The following is a 579-nucleotide window of genomic DNA, read 5'->3' on the forward strand; positions in this document are numbered from 1 at the left end:
AGTTTACGTAAATCTACTGTAGGATATTACTCAGTTTCCGAGTAAATTGATACGACGAGAAAACCTATCCGAAGCGTAACAAAATGAACACAGCTCTTATAACGTTTCCTTTAACAAAAATTACAAATCTTGTTAATGAAGACACAACAAGCCAGTACAACCTAGCAATGGAAAAACTGCTCGTCGTTGTGCAAGAACTCTCGTTAGCCCGCAGCCTCGAAGATGTCATGGCGATCGTGCGAGTTGCCGCACGCCAACTCACAGGTGCTGATGGTGCTACCTTTGTCTTGCGCGACAAAGATCAGTGTTTCTATGCCGACGAAGATGCCATTGCACCTCTGTGGAAAGGGCTGCGGTTTCCAATGAGTATATGCATCAGCGGTTGGACAATGTTAAACCGTCAACCAACCGTCATCCCAGACATCTATGAGGACGCTCGTATTCCCCACGCCGCTTATCAGCCCACATTTGTCAAAAGTCTGGCAATGGTTCCAATTCGGACAATAGACCTCTTGCGAAATTCTCAGGCGATCGCTAATTTATCTTCAAAGAAAGTTCATAATTATAAATACCAGCAAT

At 44.2% G+C, this 579-nt stretch carries 1 protein-coding gene; it reads left to right on the forward strand.

All coding sequences use genetic code 11. The annotated features are described in order from the left end of the window. Positions 1 to 83: 83 nt before the first annotated feature. Positions 84 to 579, forward strand: a 496-nt coding sequence (locus QUA13_RS26175; RefSeq protein ID WP_333203225.1) for a GAF domain-containing protein, incomplete at its 3' end; no start/stop codon positions are given.

This window comes from Microcoleus sp. S28C3 (genome assembly GCF_036700785.1).
In the GTDB taxonomy this organism is placed as follows: Bacteria; Cyanobacteriota; Cyanobacteriia; order Cyanobacteriales; family Microcoleaceae; genus Microcoleus; species Microcoleus asticus.